23 protein-coding genes and 1 tRNA gene are annotated in these 21,083 nt (G+C 36.2%); 4 read left to right on the top strand and 20 right to left on the bottom strand.

Features of this window, described 5'->3' with window-relative positions; all coding sequences use genetic code 11:
* Positions 1-20: 20 nt before the first annotated feature.
* From psmA to QZ138_RS03240, 4 genes are all read right to left on the bottom strand, one after another.
* A complete protein-coding gene (gene psmA / locus QZ138_RS03255; protein WP_292886176.1) occupies positions 21-797 on the bottom strand; it encodes an archaeal proteasome endopeptidase complex subunit alpha in 777 nt (258 codons plus the stop codon).
* Positions 798-1,008: 211 nt separating this feature from the next.
* Entirely contained in the window at positions 1,009-1,365 is a 357-nt protein-coding gene (locus tag QZ138_RS03250) for an Rpp14/Pop5 family protein (RefSeq protein ID WP_292886173.1), read from the bottom strand.
* Positions 1,355-2,065: a ribonuclease P protein component 3 gene (gene rnp3, locus QZ138_RS03245; RefSeq protein WP_292886170.1), complete on the bottom strand. Its 711-nt coding sequence runs from the start codon at positions 2,063-2,065 to the stop codon at positions 1,355-1,357. Before rnp3 ends, QZ138_RS03250 begins: the two co-directional genes overlap by 11 nt.
* A gap of 72 nt (positions 2,066-2,137) precedes the next feature.
* Positions 2,138-2,794 carry a zinc ribbon domain-containing protein gene (locus QZ138_RS03240; protein WP_292886168.1) on the bottom strand — a complete coding sequence of 219 codons (657 nt, stop codon included), beginning with the start codon at positions 2,792-2,794 and terminating at the stop codon, positions 2,138-2,140.
* Positions 2,795-2,949: 155 nt separating this feature from the next.
* Between QZ138_RS03240 and QZ138_RS03235 the strand changes: the two genes are divergently transcribed.
* Complete coding sequence (locus tag QZ138_RS03235; RefSeq protein WP_292600163.1) at positions 2,950-3,240, top strand: winged helix-turn-helix domain-containing protein; 291 nt, start codon at positions 2,950-2,952, stop codon at positions 3,238-3,240.
* On the opposite strand, the gene QZ138_RS03230 is transcribed toward QZ138_RS03235, so the two are convergent.
* The 8 genes from QZ138_RS03230 to QZ138_RS03195 all read right to left on the bottom strand — a co-directional run bounded on the left by QZ138_RS03230 (position 3,241) and on the right by QZ138_RS03195 (position 11,355).
* Positions 3,241-4,218: a zinc ribbon domain-containing protein gene (locus QZ138_RS03230; RefSeq protein WP_292886166.1), complete on the bottom strand. Its 978-nt coding sequence runs from the start codon at positions 4,216-4,218 to the stop codon at positions 3,241-3,243.
* A gap of 8 nt (positions 4,219-4,226) precedes the next feature.
* A complete protein-coding gene (locus QZ138_RS03225) occupies positions 4,227-5,102 on the bottom strand; it encodes a zinc ribbon domain-containing protein (RefSeq protein WP_292886163.1) in 876 nt (291 codons plus the stop codon).
* A gap of 11 nt (positions 5,103-5,113) precedes the next feature.
* On the bottom strand, positions 5,114-7,378 hold the full coding sequence (locus tag QZ138_RS03220) for a DHH family phosphoesterase (protein ID WP_292886160.1): 2,265 nt from the start codon (positions 7,376-7,378) through the stop codon (positions 5,114-5,116).
* A 12-nt stretch (positions 7,379-7,390) separates the two neighbouring features.
* Positions 7,391-7,837, bottom strand: a complete 447-nt coding sequence (locus tag QZ138_RS03215; RefSeq protein WP_292886157.1) for a hypothetical protein — start codon at positions 7,835-7,837, stop codon at positions 7,391-7,393.
* Between the two features lie 134 nt (positions 7,838-7,971).
* The gene (locus tag QZ138_RS03210) at positions 7,972-8,337 is read right to left on the bottom strand and encodes a desulfoferrodoxin family protein (RefSeq protein WP_292886154.1); all 366 of its coding nucleotides are present in this window, start codon (positions 8,335-8,337) and stop codon (positions 7,972-7,974) included.
* Between the two features lie 56 nt (positions 8,338-8,393).
* Positions 8,394-8,768 (bottom strand): Fe-S cluster assembly scaffold protein NifU, encoded by a 375-nt coding sequence (nifU, locus tag QZ138_RS03205; protein ID WP_292600174.1) that lies wholly within the window; start codon positions 8,766-8,768, stop codon positions 8,394-8,396.
* Between the two features lie 2 nt (positions 8,769-8,770).
* Entirely contained in the window at positions 8,771-9,979 is a 1,209-nt protein-coding gene (gene nifS / locus QZ138_RS03200; RefSeq protein ID WP_292886151.1) for a cysteine desulfurase NifS, read from the bottom strand.
* Positions 9,980-10,059: 80 nt separating this feature from the next.
* Complete coding sequence (locus tag QZ138_RS03195) at positions 10,060-11,355, bottom strand: O-acetylhomoserine aminocarboxypropyltransferase/cysteine synthase family protein (RefSeq protein ID WP_292886149.1); 1,296 nt, start codon at positions 11,353-11,355, stop codon at positions 10,060-10,062.
* Between the two features lie 491 nt (positions 11,356-11,846).
* On the opposite strand from QZ138_RS03195, the gene QZ138_RS03190 reads away from it, so the two are divergent.
* Complete coding sequence (locus QZ138_RS03190) at positions 11,847-12,761, top strand: metallophosphoesterase (RefSeq protein WP_292886146.1); 915 nt, start codon at positions 11,847-11,849, stop codon at positions 12,759-12,761.
* A gap of 65 nt (positions 12,762-12,826) precedes the next feature.
* Here QZ138_RS03190 and cysS read toward each other — a convergent pair whose 3' ends face one another.
* The 8 genes from cysS to QZ138_RS03150 form a co-directional block, all read right to left on the bottom strand.
* Positions 12,827-14,173 carry a cysteine--tRNA ligase gene (gene cysS / locus QZ138_RS03185; RefSeq protein ID WP_292886143.1) on the bottom strand — a complete coding sequence of 449 codons (1,347 nt, stop codon included), beginning with the start codon at positions 14,171-14,173 and terminating at the stop codon, positions 12,827-12,829.
* A gap of 31 nt (positions 14,174-14,204) precedes the next feature.
* Positions 14,205-14,275: transfer RNA gene (locus tag QZ138_RS03180), tRNA-Cys, on the bottom strand.
* A gap of 73 nt (positions 14,276-14,348) precedes the next feature.
* Positions 14,349-14,723 (bottom strand): transcriptional regulator, encoded by a 375-nt coding sequence (locus QZ138_RS03175; RefSeq protein WP_292600183.1) that lies wholly within the window; start codon positions 14,721-14,723, stop codon positions 14,349-14,351.
* A 1-nt stretch (position 14,724) separates the two neighbouring features.
* Complete coding sequence (gene cysE / locus QZ138_RS03170; protein ID WP_292600184.1) at positions 14,725-15,441, bottom strand: serine O-acetyltransferase; 717 nt, start codon at positions 15,439-15,441, stop codon at positions 14,725-14,727.
* A gap of 60 nt (positions 15,442-15,501) precedes the next feature.
* A complete protein-coding gene (cysK, locus tag QZ138_RS03165) occupies positions 15,502-16,449 on the bottom strand; it encodes a cysteine synthase A (protein WP_292600187.1) in 948 nt (315 codons plus the stop codon).
* A gap of 139 nt (positions 16,450-16,588) precedes the next feature.
* On the bottom strand, positions 16,589-17,218 hold the full coding sequence (gene nth, locus QZ138_RS03160; protein WP_292600189.1) for an endonuclease III: 630 nt from the start codon (positions 17,216-17,218) through the stop codon (positions 16,589-16,591).
* Positions 17,215-18,534, bottom strand: coding sequence for a 3-phosphoshikimate 1-carboxyvinyltransferase (aroA, locus tag QZ138_RS03155; protein WP_292886139.1), 1,320 nt, complete (start codon positions 18,532-18,534; stop codon positions 17,215-17,217). Before aroA ends, nth begins: the two co-directional genes overlap by 4 nt.
* Before the next feature lie 214 nt (positions 18,535-18,748).
* The gene (locus QZ138_RS03150) at positions 18,749-19,477 is read right to left on the bottom strand and encodes a DUF4013 domain-containing protein (RefSeq protein ID WP_292886136.1); all 729 of its coding nucleotides are present in this window, start codon (positions 19,475-19,477) and stop codon (positions 18,749-18,751) included.
* 330 nt (positions 19,478-19,807) lie between these two features.
* Between QZ138_RS03150 and QZ138_RS03145 the strand changes: the two genes are divergently transcribed.
* Together QZ138_RS03145 and QZ138_RS03140 are read left to right on the top strand one after the other, a co-directional pair.
* The gene (locus QZ138_RS03145) at positions 19,808-20,512 is read left to right on the top strand and encodes a hypothetical protein (RefSeq protein ID WP_292886133.1); all 705 of its coding nucleotides are present in this window, start codon (positions 19,808-19,810) and stop codon (positions 20,510-20,512) included.
* Between the two features lie 35 nt (positions 20,513-20,547).
* The coding region (locus QZ138_RS03140; RefSeq protein ID WP_292886130.1) for a phage holin family protein at positions 20,548-21,083 on the top strand (536 nt) is incomplete at its 3' end.

Raw genomic sequence — 21,083 nt, 5'->3', positions numbered from 1 at the left:
ACTAATTTATCAGAAAATAATTATTCTTCTTTGGAATCCTCTTCGGATTCTTCGTTTTCGTCTTCTTCCTCTTCTTTAGGAAGTACTTCATCAATGTATTTTTGTACTTCATCCTGAGAGAGTTTCACATACTTTTCGTCATCGATTTTAATTACTGCGATTTCAACATTGTTTGAAGTGGTTTCATGATCGGTGGCTTCATTGATAGCGGTCAATGCCAATTCGATAGCTCCCTCCAATGTTAAAGAATCTTCGTATTTTTCTTCAAAAATGTCCATTGCAGCATTTCTTCCAGAACCAATAGCGGTTGCCTTGTATTCAATTAAAGCTCCACTTGGGTCAGTTTCGAATAATTTGCATTTGCCGTTATATATTCCACCAATGATTAAAGCTGAACCGAATGGCCTTACTCCACCATTTTGAGTATATAACTGTAGCATGTCACATAATTTCTTAGATAAGCTAGTTACACGAATAGGTTCACTATATGTGATTTTATTGATTTGAGCTTCAACTCTTGCTCTTTCAACCAATGCCCTTGCATCAGCGACAAGACCTGAAGTAGCTGCTCCAATATGCTCATCTATTTTGAAAATCTTTTCGATAGATGAAGCTTCAACCAATTTTGAAGTTGTTCTTTTGTCAACAGCTAAAACAATACCTTCTGAACTTTTTACACCTATTGATGTAGTTCCTCTTTTAACAGCTTCTCTTGCATATTCTACTTGGAAAAGTCTTCCATCTGGGCTAAATACAGTAATAGCCCTGTCATATCCAGCATTTTGTAAAGGTTGCATATTAATACCTCATATTTTTATAAATATTATATTTCATATTCGACAACTTAAAAAAAATAAAACCAAATCTTCCATGAAAAGGCAAATTTTTATTTTAATCACAAATCAGTGCGAATTAAAATATTTTTTATTCTTTTTTTCCATAAATCCAATTGATATTTATAATTATATTTATTTATAAAGTTTTCTATTTTAAAATAACAAAAAGTAATTAAATGTATTTTTGAGAAGCCTTTATAGTTCCGGACATGCCGATGGTAGTCAGCGAAACAACATTGCCGTTGTACTTGTAGGTCAGGGCAAGGGAAGATCGTACATTTTCTGCAAAATCCCTTTGGCATCTCACAATGGATTTGTAATTAATGTAATCCTCTGTTTTTTCGATTTCATAAAATTTCATGACCCATAAATTAAAATTGGAAGACATAGCTTCACCCTGAAAACGAATACATGTGTCCCATATCATACTTACCAATTCGTCTTTGGTGATTGGAGAAGTGGTTTTGATATCCAATGTAAGATATCTGTTATTTTTTCTAAGAGTGGGCGGCAAAACCTTAAGCCTCATCGTTTACCCTCCTAACGCCCTTAAAAATCAAGTCCTTCCTATTCTTGTTGAATTCAAGTATGTCCTTGGATGTTTTGAACGCAGTGATTATTTCATCTTCACTCAAACCGGTTTGCTTGAAAACAGAAACAAAATCCTGGGTGGTCTTTACATCAAATATGGACTCTGCTCTTGAAGATAGAATCAAAGGAAAATCGAATTTCCTGTATAATGTGTAAATGTCTCTGAAATTTGAAATTATTTTTGCCCTAGGCGCCAAATAGCTTTTTAAAATATCCTCAAAACATAATTCAATGGCAACATTATTTTTTAGAGCTTCTTTTGCAAGAATATGATTTAATCCGGAATCATACCTTTTCAGGTAAGGTCTTGACAATACATCAATTTTAACATTTTCCAGAACGGCCCGGTTAACCTTCAAATCTCCACCAATAACAGAAATGCATAATGAGTCATTCCGGAATTTATTGACTGCCTTTCTGATTTCATTAATGTTTGTTGATTTAATCTCCAAAGTATAATTAAAAGTAATAATGTCTTTTAAACTATCTTTTAACTCATCACTTAAATTCAGGGCATTTTTAAAGTCATTTTGATTGTATGAAAAATTAATATGCTCCCATCCATACTCAGAAGCCTGCCTAGCCAATTTGACATTATTTTCCAAGCTACTGCCCTTAACATTTAAATCAAAAAACATAGTAATTATTTTATTATTCTATATATTTAAAAATTTGTCAAAAAAAAATAGAATAAGTGATTATTTAATCACTTATTGATACCTAAAGAATTCAACTTCCCAACTTACAGTCTCATAATAATCTATCGTAAATTCTTCCTCTGATTTAGAGGTAAACTTGAATGAATCTGATCTTGTCTCAACATCACTTGTTGGACCCCAATCCACTCCACCGGACTCACCATTTGTACCAGATACATACAAATGGTTTGTAGCGTAATTCAAAATTGGATATGCAGAAAGTTCCACTTTAATTTTACCATCAGGAACCTTGATAGTTTTAGAACCTGAACCGGAACCGGAATATCTTCCTATAGAAACCCATTTTTTCGATTTAGATGAACTGGATGTTTTTGAAGAAGATTCATGTGTTTTCTTTGAAGAATCTGAATTATCGTTAGAACTATCATTAGCCTTATCATTAGAATTATCATTAGACTGAACTTTGTCGGAATCTGCACTAGTTTTTGGACTGGCATCACCAACACCTGAACCGTTATTCAGTGCAAAATAACCAATAACTCCAACCAGTACTATAATAACAACAATCAAAGCGATTATCAGATATTTAGTATTAAAATTGGAATTGCTAGGCGTAACACTTTCAGCGGGTGCTGACAATGGGTTGCCGCACTTAGTGCAAAATTTCGCTTCACGCTTATTTTCTTGACCACATTTACTACATTTCATTTTAATCAGTGTACAAATAATTTTAATATGTTAATATTTTTAACAAGCCTTATATATGAAGTTATTTATCCATGAATATCATAACCTAAGAAGTGTTTAAATTAAACATACAATGTTATAAAATATTTTATATCATAAAGACTATATATTTTATTATGGTAAAAGACAATGATGAACTTTTGAAATTAACTTCATATGTTCAAATTTCAAAATACCGAGAAAAAACATTAAAATCAATTGGTGATGATGTTAAAATACCAACAAACATTGCTAAAGATAGTGGGATTAGAACTAATCATATTTCAAAAGTTCTAAGCGAATTAAAAAGCAAAGAAATTGTTGAATGTATAAACGAAGAAGCCCGTAAAGGAAGATTATACAGATTGACCGATACCGGCAAAGACGTTTTAGAAACTATTAAAGAGAAAGAAGAAAAAGAAGAGTAATTAATCTAATTCTATACCTTCTTTTATACTTTCTAATTCAATTATATCTCCATTGTTTGAAACTTCTTTTAAGACATCATATAACATTTTTAACAAAAGAGTATTTTTTATATCTAATGGATAACTATCTGTTGTTTCTTTAAAAATTGACTCATATGTTGGTTGAACCAAATCTTTTCTGTACTGTAGCTTTATTTCATTTCTAAGCTCTTCATCAATATATTTTTCCAAATAGATTATTATCTCATTAGCAAATGAATTGCCTAATTTTATCATAACATCAAGCGATTCCTCATCAAATCCATAATTTTCAACCAAAGCATTGAAAGATCCGTAATTTTGATACCCGTATGGAATGAACCTTCCCTCAACAGTGTGTGCACAGTACTCATTCATGATTTTGAATTCCGGAAGGGTTAAAAAATGCCAAACAAAACTTTGAAGAGTGGAAGAAGATTTGACCTTAAAAATATAACATAATAAGATTTCAACAATTTCAAATAAGAAAAAATGACCTAATTCATGAATTAATGTGGCAATCTGAACTGAATCCTCCAACCTATCATCATAATAAATTCCATTGCCTACAAATATAAAACCCCTCTCATATCCCCGTGATTTAGGCTTGCACTCAGTGAAAATGCCTGCCAGATTTAATATCTTATTTTTTATAGTATCCCCCCAAACGTCAAAGTAATCAGCCCTGACAAATATATTGGATAAAATCTGATTATACTGTTCACCGGAAATATTGGCATTCAATAACATGTTCTGGTTGAATTCGGAAAACAGAGTATCAAAATCCTCAATACTGATGGGATTGATTTGGCTTTTGCATCCAACACAATATGTAGCTGAATCAGGATTGTTTTTGCCGCAGAATGGACAAATATGCTCCAATATTAATTTATTGCCGCAATGGGTGCAATAATTATTTTCCTTAAGATTCAAAGTTCCGCAAATATCACAGGTTCTCATGGCCATACCTACCTAAACATGTCCTTAAGACTTCTAACCGTTGAATTGATTGAAATTTTTTGATTAATTCTTCTTCGAATATTTTTACCGCAATTTGAACAAAATTCCGCATCCCATGTCAAGATTTCTCCGCATGAGCAAACCAATCTTGTTTTTACATTTCTCTGAGGATTTAATGGCCTTTCACAGTTTTCACAGAATTTCAGATGTTTAGGATTTCTATGTCCGCATATGCAGACTATTTTTGTATCCAGTTTTTTTAGATTATTGCCGCATTCAATGCAGAAATCGGACGTGATTTCATTTAGGGTGGAACAAGTGCATAAAATTGCAATTTCTCCTAAATTGCCGTAATTGACCAAAGGACGTCCACAGTTGCGGCAAAACTGTGAGAATTTTTCATTTTCCTCACCGCAAAAGCAGAATATTGAATCATTGAATTCGAGATTGAAATTGCTGTAGTTATCATCAGGCCTGATTTCATCGGCTTTCAATTGTTTGCCGCACATTTCACAGAAAATGTTTTCATTTGAGTTGACTGCCCCGCATTCACACAAAACATTACCCACAGAAAACTTTGGCTTGGCATTCCTTTTGAAAATTTTTGAAAACCTGCTCTGTGATCGTTTGGCTCCACACATATAGCAATATTCGTTATTTATATCGTTTAAGTAACCGCAGGAGCATATCTCATATTTGAAATCATTTTTAGTGATGATATATGGTGAAAAGTCTATTTGAAAATTAAAAAATCCTATATTGTGTATTGGAGGGGTTAAAACAGGAACTGCATTACTCGCATCAAAACCTGTTTTATGTCCGCAACCTATACAGTAAGGTTCATTTGGCAGTATTCTATGACCGCATATTTTACAATAGTTCATTGATGCCATTTCTATCCTTTTCTAGATAATGATTGTATTTCCTCTACAACTTTATATAATACCTCTTGACCAAGGCCCTCAATGTATTTGATGGATCCTGCACATTCGTGACCTCCACCATCCACACCGGCTTGAGGTACATTTTCTATCATTTTTGCAACAATTTCATTTACGTTAAATCCATATAATTCATTTACTGCATCAGTTGCTCTAAATACGCCAAAATCAGGACCATGGCCCAATGTCACTATCGGCTTGTCTTCACCGATTTCCTTTATGACATGGTCATGTACAAATCCGCAGGTTTTGCCCGGTGCAGGGAACGTGAATTTGTGTGCGAACTTTTCAACATCGAGCAGATTAAAGTAAATTCCATTTTCAAGCTGAGTCCTTTTAATGTTTGGAAGGGCAGCCCTAAGCTGGGTGTCGATTCTTTTTTGATATTCCTTATAGAGAGCATCTATCATTTTTCTGTGCTTGTCCAGATTGTCAACCGCAAGAATGGTATCCATTATTCCCCTTCCATTCATGAATCTTAAAAAGTATGCCTCAAAATCAACACATTCGGCAACCTTTGAAAGATGTTCCTGGCTGAATCCCTTCTGGGCGGCAAGCTTAAGGTATTGATAAGTCTCACCGCATTCAGCACGGTCTCCCAATGATGCAATTGCAGGCAGATGCTTGATTAAATCTTCAACATCAGGATTTATTATATGTGCCACCTCTGTTGCAAGACATCCTGCAGTCAGCTGTGAATCTCCGCCGACAAGGTATGGATTTACATGTGTGTCAACATATTCGTCCACCGCAACTGTTGCACCGAAGATTTCGCCATCCCTTTCATCTTTTGTGAGCAATTCTCCCGGAGAATGGTGGTCTATTACAACGACTTCAATGTCATATATTTTCGCCTGCATCAGTGCCACGATGTCCTCTTCTGTTGAACCGTTGTCCAGCAAAACGATTAAAGGCAATTTTTGGCCATGCCTTTCCTGGTCTTCAAGGGCAAATGACAGATCCTTTACAACATCTTCAAGCTCATAAAACGGCGCTTTGCTCGGTGACCTTTTAAAGTAATAGTATTCCGCATCATTGCTTGGATTTGATTCCTGTATCAATGGCACAATGGCCTTTTCCATAGCAACACCTGAAACGATACCGTCTGCATCATTGTGGTGTCTGAGAAGTATTGTCCTTCCGTCAAGTATTGCCCTTCTGATTCTTTGAGCTGCCTCATACATCTTAGGTCTGAGCCTGTTTAAAACATCACTTTTGACAAAGAAATCAACCTCTTGTGGCTGAGCTTTGCGATTTAATGCATCGTCAATTAATTTATGTAGCTGGCGTGTGCTTTCTTCATCAAGTTTTATCATTGAAGATGACTCGATTTGTGTCTTTCCACCATGTTCGTTAACTTCACCGATTACCTGAACAGCATCATTCAGCTCAATTTCCGGATATGACCTTTCGCCTGCCTTATCAAAGGCGGCAATTTCAGTGGTTCCAGTTTCATCGCTGATGATGAATATTGTTGGGCCGGAAGTCTGCTGAATCTGCTGGACTTGACCGTCAATCCTGACAATCTTGCCTTTACTTTCATCCAATTCTGAAATAAGAGTTCTTGGAATTGACTTTGTGAGTCTTTTAAGATTATATGACTCAACATAAGCCGGTGCAAAATCGATCTTGCCTTCCCTTGATTTGATTGAAGTTACAAATACGATTATCTCTTCACCAACATTATATTCAGATACATCTCCCCTCATGAGTCCCCAGACATTATTGTTTAGGGATATGAAAGCACCATACCTTTCTATCCTTGTGATTTTTCCTTTGTATAGCTTATCCCTGTCAATATCCTTCATATTACATATTGAATCCAGGACATATACGTCACGGACCTCTTTTCTTTTAGCTTCAAATTCATCGTGCTTCATTTTCTCAGCCTTTCTTTTTTCACCACATTCGTGGCATAAATCATATTTTTCATCAAGTATCTTTCCACAGTCACGACATACATTTATTTGACCGGTTCCATGACAATGAGGGCATTCCTCGTAAACTTCAACTTGCCCTTTTCCATTGCATGCTTCACATGGAATATCCTCTTCTCCTCCGAGGTCAAATTTATCACGTGCTTTGCTGTTTACTCCTTTAAAATGACTTCCTATATCAAAAACATCATCTTCATAACCTGTTCCACCACAGGCATCGCATTCCTTATAGTCCACTACAACTGAACCTATTCCCTTACATTTCGGACATTTTGTTTTCATTTAAACACCTGCCTAACTAAATAAATTTGAATTATTCTGGAGGATTTCATTTCTTTCATTCTGATACTTCAATGCATCATACATTATCTCGTTTGCATCTGTTCCATAAGATGATCCGGTATAATTTTCATACATCTCCAGATAGTATATTGAATCCTTCAAATTATCAACAGCTTTCAACTTGAGTTCCAATTCTTTGATGGTTGTGTCAATGTAGTCTTTGTGAACTTCCTTCAAGTCCTTTTTGTATTTATCTTTGATATTTTGCAGACCATGCAAACTATTATTATAATTGTCTCCTGCGGATATCGCTTTTTGCCTTGATTGGTCATAATTTTGATTATTCAATAATTCAACGGACTCATTGTAATCCCTGTCGCCATGAACAATGCTGTCACTAATCTTAGGCATTGATTCGTTAATGGTATCCATTGAGCTATCGATATAAACAACAGCCACAGATATTAAAAGTAAAACTACAATAAAAATTATTAATTTGATATAACTAGACACATTATAAGGTATATAAAAAGAAGTAATTAAAATTTTTCATGAAAAAAAATAAGGAAAGTTTAAAAAATATATTTTTAAACTTATTCGCTGGACCAAAGTCCGTGCAAGTTACAGAATGCTAAGGCTTTAACATCATCTGTTGAGTTTACAGTGAATGTTGCTTCTGCAACATCACCAGGTTTGAAGCATTTTCCGTATTGTTCTGCACCAGCTTCAACAACTAAAAATTGGATGTAGTGATCATCATCCATTGGGTGAGCGGCTTCGCCGACTTTTACGGTCACTTTGTCACCATCGATTTCAACTACAGGTTTGTGTTTAGGAGCTTTTTCCCCTTCGGTTTGTACAGGGATTGCGAGCATGTGAGTGTCACATGTGTCTCCGTCATCTTCAACTAAAACTTGGATAATACTTCCACAGTCGTCACATTTTAATATTTTTGCCATAATAAAACATCTCCTTATTTGAGTTAAAGATAATTTATTTATCAAAGTATATATTATTATTGATTGTTTTCTTTATAGTTTTCAATTGCTGCCTGAAGACCGTCTGCAGCAAGGTTTGAACAGTGCATCTTAATAGGTGGAAGACCGTCCAACTCATCGGCAACATCATTTCTTGATATCTTTAAAGCTTCATCAACGGTTTTGCCAACGGCAATCTCGGTTATCATACTGCTGGTTGCAATTGCAGCCCCACAGCCGAAGGTCTGGAAGGAAATGTCTTCGATGACTTCATCATCATTGACCTTAATGTATATTGTCATCAAATCTCCACAGGTCGGGTTTCCTACAGTTCCAACACCATTTGCATCTTCCATTTTTCTGCAGTTTCTAGGGTTTGCAAAGTGATCCATTACCTTTTCTGAATAATCCATTATTAACACCTCTTACAAGTATCGCTATGCTTTTTACACATTATATCATCATAATCAAGTTCCTGATTCCATAACGGTGACATTTGTCTTAATCTTTTGACGGCTTCCGCAACAGTATCCACGAATTCATCCACATCGAAAGTGTCGCTTTCAGGCGCCAGTGAAATTCTCAGTGACCCATGAACATCAACAGGATCCAATCCCAATGCGGTTAGCACCGGTGATGCCTCAAGGGTATTTGATGAACATGCTGAACCGGTTGAAGCCTGATATCCTTTAGCATCCAATAGAAGAATCAATGATTCACCTTCAATGGCTTTAAATCTGAAACTTACAAGGTTTGGCAACCTGGTATCCCTGTCACCGTTCAGGTATGCTTCCGGAATGGTGGTTAAAACCTTTTCAATGAGCTCATCACGAATTGAAGACAATTTTTTATAATGTTCATCCAATTTGTTTGCGGCTATTTCGCAGGCCTTTCCGAATCCGACAATTCCAGGCACGTTTTCTGTACCTGACCTGATGCCTTTCTCCTGGCCTCCACCATGTATGAGCGGGACAACACGAGTTCCTTTCTTGATGTATATTGCTCCAACACCTTTCGGACCGTTGATTTTGTGAGAAGATAATGAAAGCAAATCAACATTCAATTTCTCAACATCCACCTCAATTTTTCCGAAGCTTTGAACAGCATCAGTGTGGAATTTGATTCCCTTTTCACGAGCAATCTTACCTATTTCCTCAATAGGCTGAATTGTACCTAGCTCGTTGTTGGCATGCATTACGGTTATCAAAATGGTTTCATCAGTGATTGCCTCTTTCAAATCATCTATTTCTATGATACCGTTTTCATTGACTGGAAGGTAAGTTACCTTAAAGTCAAGGGATTCCAAAAATCCTAAGGTATTTTTTACAGCCGGATGCTCAATATTGGTGGTAATTATATGTTTACCTTTTTTTGCCAATTTAAAAGCGATTCCCTTGATTGCAAGGTTATCGGATTCAGATCCTCCACTTGTAAAAATTATTTCTTCAGGTTTTGCATTGATTGCATCAGCCACTCTTTGACGGGCCAAATCCAATGCCTTTTTTGATTCACGACCGATTTTATAAAGAGTTGAAGGGTTTCCGAACTCTTCAATAAAATACGGTTTCATTTCTTCAAAAACTTCCTCACTAACTTGTGTGGTTGCTGAGTTATCCAAATACATTTCATTATCCCCCAATTGTCTTTTTTAATAAGTAAAATTTTATAATATAAATAGTTTAAGTGAGTAAAGGGTTACTTTACTCAGATACTGTCAAGTGCTTGACTTAAATCAGCTATCAAATCATCAACATCCTCAAGACCGATGGAAAGTCTGATGAAGTCAGGTGTTACGCCTGTTGCTTCCTGCTCTTCTGGTGTCAGCTGTTGATGTGTTGTACTTGCCGGGTGGATTGCAAGACTTTTTGCGTCTCCGATGTTTGCAAGTATTGAGAACAATTCAAGCTTTTCAATCACTTTTCTTCCGGCTTCCTCTCCACCTTCAACACCGAAACCTAAGATACCTGCAAAATTGTCCTTCAAGTATTTCTTGTTGATTTCATAGGTAGGATGTGATTCAAGTCCAGGATAGTTTACCCATTTGACTTTAGGGTGAGCTTCCAGGAATTTTGCCACTTTCAATGCATTTTCAGAGTGTCTTTTTACCCTTACATCCAGACTTTCCAATCCTTGAAGGAACAGGAAACTGTGAACAGGTGCCAAGGTTGCTCCAAGATCCCTTAAGAGTCTTGCCCTTATCCTTACGGTAAATGCCAGGTTTCCAAGTTCAGGAACATCGCCGAATGCATCCCAGAATACCAATCCGTGGTAACTTGGATCCGGTTTTGTGAAGTTTGCGAACTTGCCGTTTCCCCAGTTGAACTTACCGGAATCCACAATGTATCCTCCAACTGCAGTACCGTGTCCTCCCACATATTTGGTTGCAGATGCTGCAATGACATCAGCCCCATGTTCCAGAGGCCTTACAAGTCCTACACCAACAGTGTTGTCAACTATCAGTGGAATGTCATGTGAGTGTGCGATTTCAGCCAATGCTTCAAAGTCAGGCACATCCAATTTTGGGTTTCCGACTGATTCGACATAAATCGCTTTTGTCTTTTCATCGATTGCCGCTTCAAAAGCTTCGAGGTCCTGTGAGTCGACAAACTTGACATTTCTTGCGAGATCCTTGAAGGTGTAGTTGAACAGCTGGTAAGTTCCACCATAAAGGTTGTCTGCTGATACGATGTTGTCTCCAGGCTCGGTTACGTTTAGAATTGCATATGAAATTGCTGCAAGACCACTTGATGTTGAAATACCTGAGTTGCCGCCTTCGATAGCAGCAATTCTTGCTTCAAATACATCACTGGTAGGGTTAGTTAATCTGGAGTAAATCTGTCCAAATTCTTGAAGGGCGAATCTTCTTGCAGCCTCATCTGAGTCTTTAAATACATATGAAGTTGTCTGATAAATAGGAACCGCCTGTGCCCCTGTTGCGGGGTCTGGAGTTTGTCCTGCACGTACACCTAAAGTTGCTAATCCATAATTTTTATTTGTCATTTATTATCACCTTTATTTTTGAATTTCAGTAAAATATATCACGTGTTATATTCACTATATAACAATAGTTATTTTTTATATATAAATGTTTTGGTAAACCTAAAAAAAGTAGAATAGATAAGTATAACTTATGTTATACAAAAATAACATCTGTTATTTTTAGTATATAAATATTGTTATATTTTTGAAAAAGAGTCGGCAAATAATAATTGAAAATAATGAGTAAAAAATTAATTACATATTAACTTCAACATAATATTATTATGAATCATTTACACTTTTTTACATTAGGATTTTTCCAGGAATATCTATTTATAGGAATAATTTTAGGCATTTTAATTGGGTCATATTCCTTTTTTAGAGTAAAATATGCTTTCAATGAAGTTAGATTATCAAAAAATAAACAAATCATAATTAGCAGCATAATTGCAATTTTATCATTTCTATTTTGCCTAAACATATGGTCATTAGCAGCAATATTGACATTTTACTTGTTTATTTCATCTTTAATCGCTGATTCAATAAGACTTATTCAAAAATATCTACTTAAAGAAAAACACCTGAATTTCATCACAAAAATCCATAAAAACGGATTGCTGGCCGCAATCATCTTTGCAGTCATTATCATCGGTAGCGTTTATGGAATGAACCACATTGAACTAACTGAATATAATTTAACCACAGATAAAATTGACAATGAATCCTATTCCATTCTTTTCGTTAGTGATGTTCATTATGGAACCATACAGGACACTCAATTAGTGAAAGACAGCATTTTAAAAATGAATAAACTGAAACCAGATATTATTGTTTTAGGTGGAGACATTGTTGATGAGAGAACGACCGAAGAAGAGATGCAAGAGATATTTGAGGAATTCGGAAAACTTAACTCTACATATGGAACATATTACATCTTTGGAAATCATGACAGACAACCCTACTCAACAGATTATGAAAATGGAAACAGGACATTCACTAACAGTGACCTAAATCAATCTATTGAAGAAAACGGAATTAAAATATTGAATGATGATAAGATCACCATCAATAATGATATTGTTTTGGTTGGAAGAAGTGATGCTGCGTGGGAAGATTCAGTCAATAGAATTGATGTTGATGAAATTCTTAATGAAAGTGACTTGTCCAAATATCTCATTGTATTGGACCACCAAGCTGTTGAAGATGAAGAAAACGCCAAAGAAGATATTGATTTGCAGCTTTCCGGCCATACACATGGCGGACAGATGTTTCCTTATGGAATGATGTACGATTTAACCGGTCGTTTAAACTATGGGGAGTATGAATTTGGAGATATGAAACAAATCATATCATCAGGTTTAACAGGATGGGGATGGCCTATGAGAAATGAGGCAAAATGCGAATATGTGCTAATTAATATCAATTAGGCATTTCACATAAATGTTAAAAATAGTTTACATCATATTTTGAAAAAAAAGGAGAAAAATTCTCCTTAATCGTTAATTTCATAGCCTAAAGCCTGCAGGTTATCACGGATTTTATCAGACAAATCATATTGCTTGTTGGCTCTTAGCTCTGATCTCACTTCAGAAATCAGGTTAAGCAAGTCATCAGATCCTGCATTTACATCCTGAAGCTCAAAGCTGACTCCCAAAATGTGGGAAGCATCATCCAGGAACGCCTTAATGGCAATCTTATCAGATTCACTGAAGCCATCCAAATCGTTTTTGGTATCGTTGATTAAACCAAATATTGCAGCAATGGCCTTTGGAGTGTTGAAATCATCATCCATGCTGGCGAAGAACTCTTCCTTGTGAGGAGCTAATGCGTCACATTCAAAGTCTTCATCGCCCACTTCAACATCCAATTGTTCATAGTATTTTCTGATTCTATCCAGACTCCTTTCGGACTGGTGAAGTGAATCTTTTGAAAAGTCAATAGGACTTCTGTAATGGGTTGACAATACAAAGAACCTGAAGGTATCCGGTTCATAGCTTTCCAGCAATTCACGGATTGTAATGAAGTTGTGTAAAGACTTGGACATCTTTTCTCCATTAACATTTAAAAATCCTGTGTGCAACCAGTATCTTACCATTGGAGATTTTCCTGAAACCGCTTCCATTTGTGTGATTTCAGCTTCGTGGTGAGGGAATATTAAATCTAAACCTCCACCGTGGACATCATACTGTTCTCCAAAGTAGAATTCAGTGATTGCAGTATCTTCAATGTGCCATCCAGGCCTTCCGTCTCCCCATGGAGATGGCCAGGTAGGTTCATCGACGCCTTCACGTTTTTTCCATAAAGCGAAATCCTGATGATTTTTCTTGGTGGTTTCCGCTATTTCACGATGAGATTCCAGCTCTTCAACGTTCCTGTTGGAGAGTTTACCAAACTCATCAAATGTATCGATTTCAAAATAGACTCCATCTTCGGTTTCATATGCAAAGCCCTTGTCAATCAGCCTTTGAATCTGGTCAAGGATTTCAGGCATGTGATCGGTTGCCCTTGCAAAAAGGTTTACGCCATTGACGTTCAGTTTTGCCATGTCTTCACGGTATCTTTTCTCAAATTTACGTGCCAAAACATCTGATGGAATTCCGCTTTCCTTTGAGCGGTTGATAATCTTGTCATCAATATCAGTTACATTTTGAATATAAAATACTGCATATCCCTTGAACTCCAAGTATCTTTTGATTGTATCAAAGGAAATGTAGGTTCTTCCATGCCCGATATGAGCATCATCATAAACAGTAGGGCCACATACAAATAAGTTAACCCTATTATCATTAATTGTTTTAAAATCCTCTTTATTACGAGTTAAAGTTGAATAAATTTCCATAAGAATAAACCTCGAAAAAAAGTAATTAAAAAGGCAAGTGAGGGACTTGAACCCCCGTATTATGGTCTGCAGCCACACACCTAGCCACTCGGTAAACTTGCCACTAACTAAAAAAGTATAATAAAATATTGGTAACTAATAGTTTAAATACTTTACTATATTTTCCAATATTTCACTATTCCACTTCGGAACCAATACAAGATTGACAGTCTTCACCGAGTTCAGATTTATCAATATTGAGTTGGGCCAAAACGTCAACAGTCTTGACATTTTTGCAAATCTTACATGTTCTTGGTATCAAATCTGCTTTTGTGGCTTCACCTTCTGACAATTGGCGAGCAAATTCATGAATCATTGCTCTTACATCATCATCAAGCTTAATGCCGCTTCCACGTTTATCCGTGATGTACTGAGATACTGCAGGTTGGGTAATGTCCATAAGTTCTGAAACATCTTTCTGTTTCATTCCTAAGTTTAATAGCTCTTTTGCCAGTTCTGATCTGATTGCAGGAATTACATACCATACAACAATTTCACAGGGTGGTTTCATATTAATCGCCATCTTTTTTAAATAAATCTTCTAATTCTTCTTGTTCATCTCTAATGTCTTCAGTCAAACAAATCTCATGCTTTTCAAATAAAATTTCGAAACGCTTATCGTTTTCCTGAAGATGCTTTTCGATTACTCTAATTGCATCGGCAACAGGGTCCGGGAGCTTGCCATGGTCCAAGTCAACCTCTTCGTGACGCACACCTCTGCGTTTGACAATTCTTCCTGGAACACCAACACAGGTTGATTGGGAAGGAACATCCTTTAAAACTACTGCACCGGTACCTATTTTGGAATATTCCCCAATGGTAATGTTTCCCATTACCTTTGCACCAGCTCCAACAATCACTCCCCTTTCAACTGTTGGGTGCCTTTTGGTTTTTTCCGTACTTGTTCCACCAAGAATCACTCCCTGATATAACAGCACATCATCGCCAACAATAGCGGTTTCGCCGACTACAACACCCATACCATGATCAATAAATACTCGTTTACCAAATGTTGCGCCAGGGTGAATTTCAATGCCCGTAAGGAACCTTGCCAAGTTGGAGTTCATACGAGCCAAAAGCTTGAAAGAATGAATCCAAAGCCAATGACTAACCCTATGCATCAACAGGGCCCAAAATCCAGGATAACATAGAAAAATCTCTAATGTTGACCTGGCGGCAGGATCCTTATCCTTAATGGCTTTAATTTCAGCCCTCAAATTATCAAACATTGATAAACCTCATAATATGTTATACTTAAATTATATAACATATGGTATATATACTTATTCTTATTCAAATAACCAGTCAACAGAGAGATATCTCTCACCATTATCAGGTAAGATGGCTATTATTCTTTTACCTTTATTTTCTTCTTTTTTAGCTAAATCTAAAGCAGCCCAAGTTGCAGCTCCAGAAGATATACCGGAAAATATACCTTCCTTCTTAGCGAGTGCAAGCAAGGTGTTTCCAGCATCCTCATTTGCAACAGGAATTATTTCATCGATTACATCGGCATCATATATTGACGGAACAAATCCTGCACCGATACCTTGGATTTTATGAGGTCCTTTTTCACCTTTTCCCAAAGTCTGTGAGTCTTTTGGCTCGACTGCAACGATTTTGACACCTGGAACCTCCTCTTTCAATACCTTACCGATTCCGGTGATTGTTCCTCCGGTACCTACACCGCCAATAACGATGTCAACTTTGCCTTCTGTATCCCTTAGGATTTCCTGAGCGGTGGTTTCTGCATGGATTTTGACGTTTGCAGGATTGTCAAACTGACCTAAGATGATTGAATCAGGAGTTTCCTCATTGAGCTCATTTGCCTTTGCAATGGCTCCGCCCATTCCGTCAGCACCAGGAGTCAATACCAATTCTGCCCCTAAAACGCTTAGGAATTTTCTTCTTTCAATGGACATGGTTTCCGGCATGGTCAAAATCAATTTGTAGCCTTTGGCAGCTGCTGCAAAAGCAAGACCTATACCAGTGTTACCGCTGGTTGGCTCGATGATTGTTGATCCTTGCTTGAGAAGACCCTTTTCTTCCGCATCTTCAATCATTGCAACCGCTACCCTGTCCTTTACGCTTCCGGTTGGGTTGAATGATTCAATTTTTACGTCAACTTCTGCTTCTAATTCTTCAGTCAAATTGTTTAACTTTACGATTGGAGTGTTTCCAATAGCATCGGTTATGCTATCGAGCACTCCTCTTTTCAATTTTGGAATATTTGCCATAATTTTTTCTCCTATTTATTTATTTTATTTTAGGGCATATTAAAGGGGTTACATTAAAGTTATATAACATTCGTTATAATAACTATTGTTATATAACAATGTTTTACTTAATAAATGTTTTGGTATGACTAAAAATTAGTTAAATATTTTCCTTGAAATAATCACAGATATCAGTGCATGGACAAATCTCACACTGAGGACCTATAGGTTTGCAGATGTTCTGGCCAAACTGAACCATCAAATCATTCAATTTAATCCATAACTCCTCAGGAGCAATTTTGCACAATTCAGCTTCAGTTTCTTCCGGATCTTTAGTGTCAACAAGTCCCAGACGATTGGAAATTCTGTGAACATGAGTATCCACCGGAATTGCCGGAAGCTCAAAGGCAAATACCATTACGCAATTTGCGGTTTTTCGGCCAACTCCCGGAAGCTTGACCATTTCCTCGACTGTATCCGGAACCTCACCGCCATATTGGTCTATCAGAATCTGTGAAACTTCCTGAATTCTGCCTGCCTTGACATTATAAAAACCAGCAGGCCGGATTAGCTCCTTAACATCATCAATCGGAGCATCAACGACAGCATAAATGTCCGGATATTTGGCAAAGAGATTATTGGTGGCCTGGTCTGTATTTTCATCCCGTGTCCTTTGGGACAATATTGTTCTAATCAAAACCTTGTATGGGTCATGATCAAGGAAAGTCCTTATCTCAAAAACACCCTCCAACTCTTCAATCAACTTGATTACACGTTCTTCCTTATTCATTTTATTAACTCCAGTCCAAATCCGAGTTCCGCCATCGCTTCAATGAAATTAGGGAAAGACACATCAAATACCTCACCATTTGTAATTTCAATGTCATGCTTAAGGCCAATCAGTGAAAATGCCATCGCCAACCGGTGGTCTCCATGCGAATCGACAACACCTGAGGTTACACCACCTGTTATGCTCATTCCATCTTCCCTTTCAGTCAACTTGCAGTCCAATTTCTCCAATTCCCTGCAGGTCGTATCTATCCTGTCGGTTTCCTTAACCCTTGCATGGGCAACTCCTGTAATGTTGGTTGTGCCTTCAGCCATTGCAGCCAGCACTGCAACGGTAATGAGCAAATCAGGAGCATTTGACAAATCAACATCAATCGCCTTCAGATTTCCTTCCGAAGCGATTTCTACATAATCCTCACCACGGATGATTGTAACACCCATATCCTGCAGAATATCTAAAATGTACTTGTCACCCTGCTTGGAATCCCTGAACAGGTTTTTAATCTTGGCTTTTCCGCCGTTAATTGCAATCAATGCCAGCAGATAGGACGCTGAAGAATAGTCTCCCTCAACAGTATAATCGCAGGCAACATAATTCTGCTTCCTTACAAGAAACTCATCAATTCTGCAGCCCTGATGCTCCTTATCGCAGCCTTCATGCTTTAAATAATAACCTTTTAGAGTTTTGACACCAAATTTCCTCATGATATCCAATGTCATATTAACATAAGGTCTTGATTTGAATTCAGGGAGTACATACAATCTTACACCCTTTTTAGACAATGAAGACGAAATCAGTATTGATGAAATGAACTGTGAACTGACATTTCCCATGATATTGGTCTCACCACCAGCATATCCCGGCTTGATTAAAATCGGCGCCTTTCCATTATCTTTTAAAGAACAAGCTTCAACTCCCAACGGCACCAATGCATCCATAAGAAGACCCATGGGACGGGTTTGAAGGGAATCATCACCGGTTAAAATAACCTCATTATCGCTTAAGGCTGAAACAGAGGTCATCAGCCTTAATGTGGTTCCTGAATTTGCAAGATCAATTTCATCAGCAGAGGAATTATGGAGATTGCCTCCAGTACCAATCACCTCTAAATAATCTTCATTTTTAGTAATTTTTGCACCCAATGCCTTACATACTCGAATTGATGCTAAAGTATCCTCAGAGTACAACATATCATACAATTTTGATGTCCCTTTAGCCAAACTGGCTAGAATTACAGCCCTGTGAGAATAGCTTTTGGAAGGTGGCGCTTTGACAACTCCACCAATTTCTGAAATATTTTTAACCTTAAGAATCATTTTATCCTATCGAAAAGATATGAACTTATCGATTTCCCTCAACTTTTTCTTATATTAATTATATTTCAGATTATTAATTAAATTTTTGGAAATTCAATGAAAATCAGATAGGAAAAAAGCATACCACATTTTTGAAATTGTTAATTTCTATCTAAAAAATGATAGCAAATTTTTTGAAAAAAAGTCAAAAAAAAGAAAGGTATAGCTTAAAAAATTAAGCTATATCAGAATATAATAATCCAATAGCTCTTTGAGCAAAGATTGCTAAATATGGAGTTATTATAAATGAAAGAATTGCTAAAAACGGTATAATTGATAAAATCATATTAACAATAGCAACAACTATAATAATCAATAAGACAACAATTATTACTTTGCCTATTCCAATTCTTCTTAAGTCTTTGGCTGCTTCCATAACGTTTAAAGCTTCACCTAGACTACCGGTATTTGCCAATCTTGCTTGAGCCATAGTTTGGAAGAATGCAAAGATTACAAATACGATTACACCAATAGCAACAGTGGTAGCTAAAGAAATCGCCAAATTGATAAGTGCCTGAGAAATCGCACCAGACATAAAACTGGTAGAATATCCTAGATATGAACCTTCTGCCTGCAGCATTATTCCTTGTGCAACAATCATGAAATTACCGAAAACATTTGTAAGATATGCCACGACAAAAACAATGAAAGCAGGAATAATAAAGTAAACGATTGCGACAACGAAATTATTGAAACCATTGATGAAATTATCCCACCATACAAATCCAGGAACTTTATCATCCTGATCAATTCCAGATTTGATAATGGAGATTAAATAACCTGACATTATCCATCCAATTATCATTGCAACAATACAAGCCATTCCTCCCCACATAAAACATTCAGGGACAATGAATCCTCCAATATATAATACAAATCCTCCAAAAGCAAATGCACCTGCCACTAATGACAGTACAATAAAGATTAATAAGTTTTTTAGATCTTTTGATGGAAATACAAAAGCATCTTTAATTATTTCCATTACATTCATATTTTATCACCCGTTTAACATATTTATTGATACTCTTTAAAAGAGATATTAATAATTTATCGAAAAGGTAATATTTAATAATTTTGTTTAACTGAAAAAAATTTCATTTACATTATAAATATTATAAAACACAAACTTTAATTAACTAATGATTGTTTTATTCGTGTTTGATAGTTGCAATATCAAATCGATAAACATTGGTTCTAAAGAATTATTCTCAGAAAAATCATGAAGGTATGGCCAATGGACAATAAAAAACTAATTATAATCGGAATAATAATTTTAATAATCATTGCAGCAGGCGCCATTTTCATAATGCTTACCTCAGTAACTTATGAAAAAATTGACATAACTCCAAACGGAACAACCCTGGAGGTTCCCGCCAATCAAACCAAATATAGGGGAAATGTTGAGGGCGCCAAAGTATGGAATTGGAACAAGGGAATCCTGGTTACATACAACAGTCACGATGACAAAAATATTATCAAAGTAAGTGAATACGGTTTCAATAGCCTGAATGATTTGATAAAAAATGGAGAATATCAAAACATCGATGGTTATACATGTTATGTAATAAATGCTGATGAGATATTGCAAATTAGCATATTTAACATGATTAAATTAAATTATAATGGGAAATTCTATTGCATCCCATTGTCTAATGAAACTACTCACGACAATATCATAATATGTTGCAAGGACAGGGACGTGGCAGTTCACATGGCAAAATCAGTACAATACAAAAATGTATTTCCGAATGATACTGGTTTATCCAATACCATTTCCAACGTAAAAAACATGACTGGAGATTTGCAGTCAAAAGTAAATGATTTTACAAACAATACCAATTTGAGTGAAGTTAAATCCACAGTGGAGGAAAAAACAGGAATCAACTTGGATGACGCTAAAAACTCAATAGAACAATACACCGAAAAGTTACCCATATAAATGATTGAAGATTTTGAAAAGAGGAAATGATTACCATGGAAATAATTAAGGAAAAACAAAGCCCCAAAAGAAGTTTGAAAAGAAGTTTAATTGTATTTATCGGAAATATCCTGGGGATATATTTGATAAGTTTTTTAGGATTGGGAGTCGAAGTTAGCCAATTTGATGACATAATACTTTTAGTGCTCTTCATCAGTTTAATAAATTCACTGTTCTGGCCTCTTTTAACAAGAATAGCCATGCCGTTTTTAGTTTTAACCTTCGGTGTAGGAGCATTAATATTGAACGGACTCCTACTTCAGATTTTCGCACCAATGTTTGGAATAGAAATTAAGGGTGCAGCAATTATTCTTGCCCCTTTGGCCATGGCCGCCGTTACAACCATACTCTCCTCATTAATAACAATTAATGATGACAGTTCATATTACCGGTCTGTTTTAAGGGATGCTGAAAAGAAAAGAAAAACTGAAATTAAGGATTATCCTGGCGTAATAATTGTTGAAATCGATGGGCTTGCCTACGAGGTTTTACGTGAAGCGGTCGAAAGAGGAGACATGCCCACCATGAAAAA

Origin of the sequence: Methanobrevibacter sp. UBA212 (assembly GCF_905233225.1) — an archaeon.
In the GTDB taxonomy this organism is placed as follows: domain Archaea; phylum Methanobacteriota; class Methanobacteria; order Methanobacteriales; family Methanobacteriaceae; genus Methanocatella.
The sequence above is the reverse complement of the archived record's forward strand: the minus strand, read 5'-3'. Positions and strand labels throughout refer to the sequence as shown.

Excerpts from the sequence above, each read along its gene's own strand:
- psmA (WP_292886176.1), bottom strand. The coding sequence starts at position 797 with ATGCAACCTTTACAAAATGCTGGATATGACAGGGCTATTACTGTATTT.
- QZ138_RS03250 (WP_292886173.1), bottom strand. The coding sequence starts at position 1,365 with ATGAGGCTTAAGGTTTTGCCGCCCACTCTTAGAAAAAATAACAGATAT.
- rnp3 (WP_292886170.1), bottom strand. The coding sequence starts at position 2,065 with ATGTTTTTTGATTTAAATGTTAAGGGCAGTAGCTTGGAAAATAATGTC.
- QZ138_RS03240 (WP_292886168.1), bottom strand. The coding sequence starts at position 2,794 with ATGAAATGTAGTAAATGTGGTCAAGAAAATAAGCGTGAAGCGAAATTT.
- QZ138_RS03235 (WP_292600163.1), top strand. The coding sequence starts at position 2,950 with ATGGTAAAAGACAATGATGAACTTTTGAAATTAACTTCATATGTTCAA.
- QZ138_RS03230 (WP_292886166.1), bottom strand. The coding sequence starts at position 4,218 with ATGAGAACCTGTGATATTTGCGGAACTTTGAATCTTAAGGAAAATAAT.
- QZ138_RS03225 (WP_292886163.1), bottom strand. The coding sequence starts at position 5,102 with ATGAACTATTGTAAAATATGCGGTCATAGAATACTGCCAAATGAACCT.
- QZ138_RS03220 (WP_292886160.1), bottom strand. The coding sequence starts at position 7,378 with ATGAAAACAAAATGTCCGAAATGTAAGGGAATAGGTTCAGTTGTAGTG.
- QZ138_RS03210 (WP_292886154.1), bottom strand. The coding sequence starts at position 8,337 with ATGGCAAAAATATTAAAATGTGACGACTGTGGAAGTATTATCCAAGTT.
- nifU (WP_292600174.1), bottom strand. The coding sequence starts at position 8,768 with ATGGATTATTCAGAAAAGGTAATGGATCACTTTGCAAACCCTAGAAAC.
- nifS (WP_292886151.1), bottom strand. The coding sequence starts at position 9,979 with ATGTATTTGGATAACTCAGCAACCACACAAGTTAGTGAGGAAGTTTTT.
- QZ138_RS03195 (WP_292886149.1), bottom strand. The coding sequence starts at position 11,355 with ATGACAAATAAAAATTATGGATTAGCAACTTTAGGTGTACGTGCAGGA.
- cysS (WP_292886143.1), bottom strand. The coding sequence starts at position 14,173 with ATGGAAATTTATTCAACTTTAACTCGTAATAAAGAGGATTTTAAAACA.
- QZ138_RS03175 (WP_292600183.1), bottom strand. The coding sequence starts at position 14,723 with ATGAAACCACCCTGTGAAATTGTTGTATGGTATGTAATTCCTGCAATC.
- cysE (WP_292600184.1), bottom strand. The coding sequence starts at position 15,441 with ATGTTTGATAATTTGAGGGCTGAAATTAAAGCCATTAAGGATAAGGAT.
- cysK (WP_292600187.1), bottom strand. The coding sequence starts at position 16,449 with ATGGCAAATATTCCAAAATTGAAAAGAGGAGTGCTCGATAGCATAACC.
- nth (WP_292600189.1), bottom strand. The coding sequence starts at position 17,218 with ATGAATAAGGAAGAACGTGTAATCAAGTTGATTGAAGAGTTGGAGGGT.
- aroA (WP_292886139.1), bottom strand. The coding sequence starts at position 18,534 with ATGATTCTTAAGGTTAAAAATATTTCAGAAATTGGTGGAGTTGTCAAA.
- QZ138_RS03145 (WP_292886133.1), top strand. The coding sequence starts at position 19,808 with ATGGACAATAAAAAACTAATTATAATCGGAATAATAATTTTAATAATC.